Annotated in this window: 4 protein-coding genes; 2 read left to right on the plus strand and 2 right to left on the minus strand. The window is 58.4% G+C overall.

Annotated features, from left to right (window positions below):
* Positions 1–13: 13 nt before the first annotated feature.
* The gene (locus ACZRN6_RS13845) at positions 14–1,882 is read right to left on the minus strand and encodes a DUF1302 domain-containing protein (RefSeq protein WP_322147402.1); all 1,869 of its coding nucleotides are present in this window, start codon (positions 1,880–1,882) and stop codon (positions 14–16) included.
* A 331-nt stretch (positions 1,883–2,213) separates the two neighbouring features.
* Positions 2,214–3,896 carry a fatty acid--CoA ligase gene (locus ACZRN6_RS13850; protein ID WP_322147403.1) on the minus strand — a complete coding sequence of 561 codons (1,683 nt, stop codon included), beginning with the start codon at positions 3,894–3,896 and terminating at the stop codon, positions 2,214–2,216.
* Positions 3,897–4,267: 371 nt separating this feature from the next.
* On the opposite strand from ACZRN6_RS13850, the gene ACZRN6_RS13855 reads away from it, so the two are divergent.
* Together ACZRN6_RS13855 and ACZRN6_RS13860 are read left to right on the plus strand one after the other, a co-directional pair.
* Positions 4,268–4,753, plus strand: coding sequence for a DUF3304 domain-containing protein (locus ACZRN6_RS13855; RefSeq protein WP_464008207.1), 486 nt, complete (start codon positions 4,268–4,270; stop codon positions 4,751–4,753).
* On the plus strand, positions 4,741–6,497 hold a 1,757-nt coding region (locus tag ACZRN6_RS13860; protein WP_464008205.1), incomplete at its 3' end, for a T6SS phospholipase effector Tle1-like catalytic domain-containing protein. The genes ACZRN6_RS13855 and ACZRN6_RS13860, both read left to right, overlap by 13 nt.

Genomic DNA, 6,497 nt, shown 5'->3' on the forward strand with positions numbered 1-6,497 from the left:
AAAGAGAGTGTGCTTAGAAGTTCACGCCGACGCTTAAGGCGATAAAGTCGCGATCATCCACGGTGCTGAAGTCGCCACCGAAGAAGTTGGTGTAGTTCAGGCTCGCGGTGTAGGTGTTCTGGTATTCAGCATCCAGGCCGAGGCTGACCGCCTTGCGGCCCTCTTCGAAGTTGCCGCCAGGGCCAGGCGAGTAGCCTTTGACGTCGTGGGACCAGGCCACGTTGGGCTTGAGGTTTACACCGGCAAACACGTCCGGGTATTCCCAGATCGCCCGGCCACGGTAGCCCCAGGAAGTCGCGGTGGTGAAGCCGTCATTGTTGCAGTTGGTATTCAGGCCATTGGCGTTAGGCAGTCCGGCGCCCTGCGCGGTGGAGTTGTTAAGCGCAGGACATGCGCCGTTAGGCAGAGTGCCTGGGCCGAACACCGGATCACGCCCGTAGCGAACTTCGGACTTGCTCTCCAGGCCACCGACATAGGTCATGCCGATTTCACCCACCACAGTCAGGCGGGTGGCGCCCATGACCTGATCAAAGAAATGCGTGAACGTGGTTTGCAGTTGAGTGATTTCCTTACGGCGATAGCCATGCAAGTCCTGGCCCGGTACACCGTTCAGCAACGAGGCATCCTTCAGTACCGGGGCGCCGATAGGGCGAACACCGGCATACAGAATGTCAGTGGAGTTCAGTTGTACCGGCGCGTTGGGACGATAGCTCACCTCACCGCTCCAGGCAGTCCCTGTAGGCAGCGTGGTAGAAAAGCTCAAGCCGTAGAGACGTATATCTTCCGGATACTCGACGAAGTAATTGGAGTTACCCGCGACAATCAATGGCCGCAGTTGCGCCGGCAACCCTGGCGTTGCACCGGTGTAGGCAGATTGCGGAGCACCGTGGGCGCTGAAGATCGGCGCCCGGCTGTGATAGTTCATGGCGTAGGCGCCGAACTCGGTGTCGAGCGGCTCATAGTTATAATGGAACGCTACGCCGAACTGGCCGCCATCGCGCGCGTCACGATCAGGGCCGCGACGCACCAGGACACCTTCACTGTTCACATCCACACCATAGCGAGCCAGCGCAGGTACCAGCGCTGCCGGCAGGGTGCGAGAGCTGTTCAGCACCCGCAGGTTGTCGTTACAGCCACCGGTGATAATGTCCGGCTGCGAGAAAAACGTCCCGCAGTTATCGGTAACGGTCTTGTCCCAATCCAGTTGGTAGAAGCCTTCTGCCGAGAGGTTATCGGTCAGGGTCTGCGACACGTAGAACATGTTGACCGGAATCAGGCCTTCCTTGATTTCAGCACCAGGACGACGGAACGCGGCGACATCAATCGGGTTGATGGCGTTGATACCACCACCAATGAACGTACTCTCGCCCCAACTGATGACCTGCTTACCAAACCGCACGGAACCCGGCTCATCGGCAACCGAATAGTTGTGGTAGACGAACGCATCGAGAATCTGCCCGCCGGAGGACCTGGCGCCCATCGGGCGCCCCTTGTCGCTGATGTTCTTGAAGTCGAGGTCGTCGTCTTTGAGCTTGAAGTCATACCAGTACTTGCCCCGCACAAACACGCCGGTGTCGCCGTATTTCAACTCAAGGTCATGGATACCCTTGAAGATCTTCGAGAAGGAATCACCCTTGTCGAAGTTCAGGTGGCCGTCATCCGAGGTTTGCGACAACCCCTTGCCGCCGTTGTTAGCGCCGATCAGGTCTTTGTTGCGACCTGCAGTCGACCAACTCGCCCCCACCGACAGGGACGAGTCAAAGCTGCCTTCGATTTCACCGATGTTGAAACTGACGCCGAATGCGGGCCCGGCGAGCGAGGAAGCGAGACCGACGGCCAAGGGCAGTCTTGCCCGGCGCCAGAACTGGTTTGCTGAGATCATCGACGCTACTCCATGTGCATTATTGTTATGGCAGTGAGTCGCTTCTAAGGTGCTTGTAACGGCCGGAATACAACGATTCCAATGCCGGGTGAACTCGTGAACCCGCCAGGCTCACAGCACCGCACCTTGAAAAACTCTGGGATGGACTATAGCCAGCAGGGGGTACCGCTTGATCCCTCTAAAGTGTGATTTGCATCACCAACCCGTCTGCCACAGTCCTTTCGCCATGCTGGCGAAGGCCAGCGCGGGAAGGATGGCTGAAAATTGGCAAATCACAAGTGAAGGCTCGGAATAGAGCACTGCCGTGCCCGCGAGGGCACGGCAAGAGGTGTCAGAGGGTGGAGAGGAAGGTGCTGTTGTTGGCCTGCCATTCGATGATGTCGATCCGGATACGTTTTTTGTCGAGCTTGCCGACGCTGGTCTTGGGAATTTCCGTAACAACGGCGATCTGGCTTGGAATCGCCCACTTGCTCAAGTGGCCCAATTCCACAAACGGCTTGAGATGTTCCTTCAGCTCTTTGGCCCCTATCACATGGCCATCACGCACCACCAGCAACGCAAACGGGCGCTCGCCCCACTGCGGGTCGGCAATCCCCACCACCGCTACTTCGCGTACCGCCGGGTGGCGGCTGACCAGATCTTCAAGGGCCAGCGAGGAGATCCACTCGCCACCGGTCTTGATCACATCCTTGATGCGGTCACGAATATCGATCACGCCAAACGCGTCCAGGGTGGCCACGTCGCCGGTGTGCATCCAGCCGCCAGCCCACAGCTCGGCGCCCTTTTCCGGTTCGTTGAAATAGCCTTCGCTGAGCCATGGCGCACGCAGCACCAGTTCGCCCTGGGATTCGCCGTCGGCGGGCAGGAAGTTGCCGTCACCGTCGATAATCGCCGCCTCCACCAACGGCCCGGGCACGCCGGCCTTGATGCGGTAGGTGGTGCGCTCGTCCTCGGTGCCGGCCATCAACTCTTCATTCAGGTGCGCGCAAGACACCAACGGCCCGGTCTCGGACATGCCGTACGCCGCTGTCAGCTGAATCCCGCGGGCCTTGGACGCTTCATACAGCGAACGGTTAAGCGCACTGCCGCCGATGACGATTTTCCAGCCACCGAAATCCACACCCTGGCCGGCTTTGGCGTTGAGCACCATTTGCAGGATGGTCGGCACGCAATGGGAGAAGGTGACCTTCTCCTTGCGCCACAGCTCCACCAGGTATTCGGGGTCGTAACGGCCGGGGTAGACCTGCTTCAGGCCGAGCATGGTCGCCACATACGGCAGGCCCCAGGCGTGCACGTGGAACATCGGGGTGATCGGCATGTAGACGTCGTTGGTGCCCAACAGGCGCACGCTGTCGACGCTGCCCATGATGGTCGCCACGCCCATGGTGTGCAGCACCAGTTGGCGGTGGGTGAAGTACACACCCTTGGGATTGCCTGTGGTGCCGGTGGTGTAGAAGGTGGTGGCGACGGAATTTTCGTCGAAATCCTGGAAGTCGTACCGAGGGCTTGCCGCCGCCAGCAACGTTTCGTACTCACCCACGAGGTTGGGCAGCTCGGCGGTTTTTTCCGCGCCGTCGGTGAGCAGCAGGGTTTTGTCGACGGTGGTGAGGTGGCCGGCGATGGCCTGGTAAAGCCCCACGAACTCGCTGTTGACCAGCACAAAGCGGTCCTCGGCGTGGTTCATGGTGTACAGAATCTGCTCCGGCGACAGGCGCACGTTAATGGTATGGATAACTGCGCCAATCATCGGGATGGCGAACATGCATTCCAGGTAGCGGTGGCTGTCCCAGTCCATTACGGCCACGGTGTCACCGGCCTTGACCCCGGCCTCGGTCAGCACATTGGCCAGGCGGGCGACGCGCTCGATCAGGGTTGGGTAGGTATAACGCAACTGGTCGCGGTAGACGATTTCCCGGGTTTTTTCGTAGCGTGTCCCGGACATCAACAGGCGTTTGATCAACAGCGGGTATTGGTAGGCGCCTTCGGCGGGCGGGATAACACGAGTCTGCAACATACAAATCCCTTATCTGACTGCACGGTCTTGGCTGAAACATCTGCACTTTAGAGCGCTTGTGTTTCAGCCAAATCAGCCAAAGGAATGATTTGCAGAACCCAATCAATGCTAGCTTTGCGCCAGCATTCGCTTAGTTATGTGGCTCAATGTGATAGGGAAGCACCCTTCACTCAAAAGCGAACCTTCTGACATTCGTGGTGGATAGCAACTCTTTACTCTCTGGGCTCTCGCAAAGTCAGGGATAAAAAGGTATGCCCCCCAATCCTTCATCGTTCCCTTTCATCAACCTGATAGGGCACCACATCAGCAAGAGTCGCTTCTATCCAGCCATGAGCCAGGTGTTTGCGCTTCCGGAACTCCCCGTAGTCGCCATGTTCTTCGGTTTGCTGGGTGCCTTGGTTGTTCCAAGTGCCCATGCAGGCACGATCGAAGGTATCAATCATACCCATTGGGCGATCAACCATTTCAGTGTGGATGGGCGTTTCGGTATCGACATTATCGGGCCTTATCAGGGGGGTGGCGGAGGGTGTTGTTATACCGCGCCTTCGAGGTGGAAGCCTGGAATGACGGTGCGGGTTGATTGGGAAACTGGTTCTGCTTACTCCGAGGGCTTTCCAGGTTTTGCTGATCGAGAAAAATACTATGCCTGGGTTGCCAAGGTTGAGACCCAAAAGCGCCAACACTCAAAGGTAGTCGGCATACCGGATTACGCCGGTCAAAAAGTCTGTGGCATCACCGTGCACTTTTTGCCCTGCGACGAGCTTCAGGTCACCACCTCCTGCTACGCCTATGGCAGCCCCGAATACCCAATCAAAACGCCTCTGCACTTGCCGGAGCCTCAGTCATGCCCGAAGTGAACCAAGCCGCTTTCTGTTACCCGCCGCAGTTTCCGGAGCAGGGGCGCTTGCCCTCTCGAGCGGGCCAGGTTCATCAAAATATCCGGCGTCAGTCTCAGCAAGAGCGGGACTATCACGACTCCCTGTGTGTGGCTGCTGGCCGGCGCGTCCTGGCGCCCTGCAGCAAGACGTTGCATATCAGCCTGTTCTTCGACGGCACGGGCAATAACCTCAACAACGATCTTTATTTATCCGATCCCAAACACCCGACGAATATCGCCCGATTGTTTCGCGCGAGCATTGGCGAAGGGCACGCCGGCGGCACTACTCATAACAGCCAGGCGCAACGTTTAACGGACGCTAAAGGTGCTGGCTTCGGCCAGTGCTTCAAATACTACATGCCAGGTGTGGGCACACCGTTTCCTGAAGTCGGCGACCTGAACTACAGCGAACTCGGCCTGGCTACCGCCGCGTTCGGCGAAGAACGGATCAATTGGGGCCTGATGATGATCATCGATGCCCTGCGGCGCACGTTAGCGTTGCCCCGGCTGGATGACGCCAGTTTGCGGGCGGCGGTCAACGCCATGGGCGCTCCAGCGGGGCTTGAGGGTTCCATTGGCGCCAGCTTCCGTCGTCATCAATATGAGAAACAGTTGAGCGCATTGGCCAAGCCATTGCGTGTCGCCCTGACGCAACCGCCGCCCGGCTGGCCCAAGTTGCTGGGGGTCAGGCTGTATGTGTATGGCTTTTCCCGCGGTGCGGCGGCGGCACGGGCGTTTGTCAGTTGGTTGAACGAGCTGTCATCGCCTACTGAGTCGCAACCGGCATTGTCACTGGGGGACTTGAAGCTTCCGATCAGTATCGAGTACCTGGGGCTGCTGGATACTGTGGCATCGGTGGGCCTTGCCCATGCCGTGCCCGGCGCGGACGGGCACATGAGTTGGGCTGATGGCACTCAGGAGTTGCCCACCAGCAGCCTGGTCAAGCGGTGCCTGCATATTATTGCCAGTCATGAGCAGCGGTTGTGTTTTCCGCTGGATTCGATTCGGCGGGAGGGGAGCGGTTATCCGGCCAGTAGTGTTGAGGTGTTGTATCCAGGGATGCATTCGGATCAGGGTGGAGGGTATCCGCCAGGGGATCAGGGGAAGGCTGTTGGGCCTAATGACGGGCTGCTTCTTTCTCAAATTGCGTTGCACGATCTGTATTCCGAAGCCTTTACTCACGGTGCGCCATTGAAAGTGCCGAAGGAAGCGTTGCCAATAGATATGCGGCATGAGCTATGGCGAGCGATGGAGGACGACTTGGTGCGAGCGTTCGATCTTTCTCCAGTTGTAGTTTCGCGTTTCAACGCCTGGCGACAAGTGACCTTGGATTTGGCCCCGGCGCGATTGCCGCTCTCCCCCGAACAAATCGAACACTACCAGCCCATCCCAGCTACCAACACCCTGGAAAACGCGCTAGCCAGCCAAATGGCCTGGATCACCGCTTGGCGCATCGACCGCTATGCCTTTGCCACGTTGAAACAAACCGACTTCTACCGTCAGGCCAGTGATGCCGAGGCCGATAAAACCGCCCGCAACCTGGCCGAGGCCAACCGCAACAAAAAGCAGGCCGTCGTCGAAAAACGCCGCAAAGAGCAAAAAGCCCGTGAGCATTTCAGCTTTGAACCCAAGAAGCCGCTTGAACCCGGCATCAAAGACTTCGACGCCGACATGGCACAAACCCAGTTGCGTGAAGCGGCTGAAGAGTTTGGCCGAGGCTTTTC

This window comes from Pseudomonas sp. A125, from assembly GCF_055409485.1.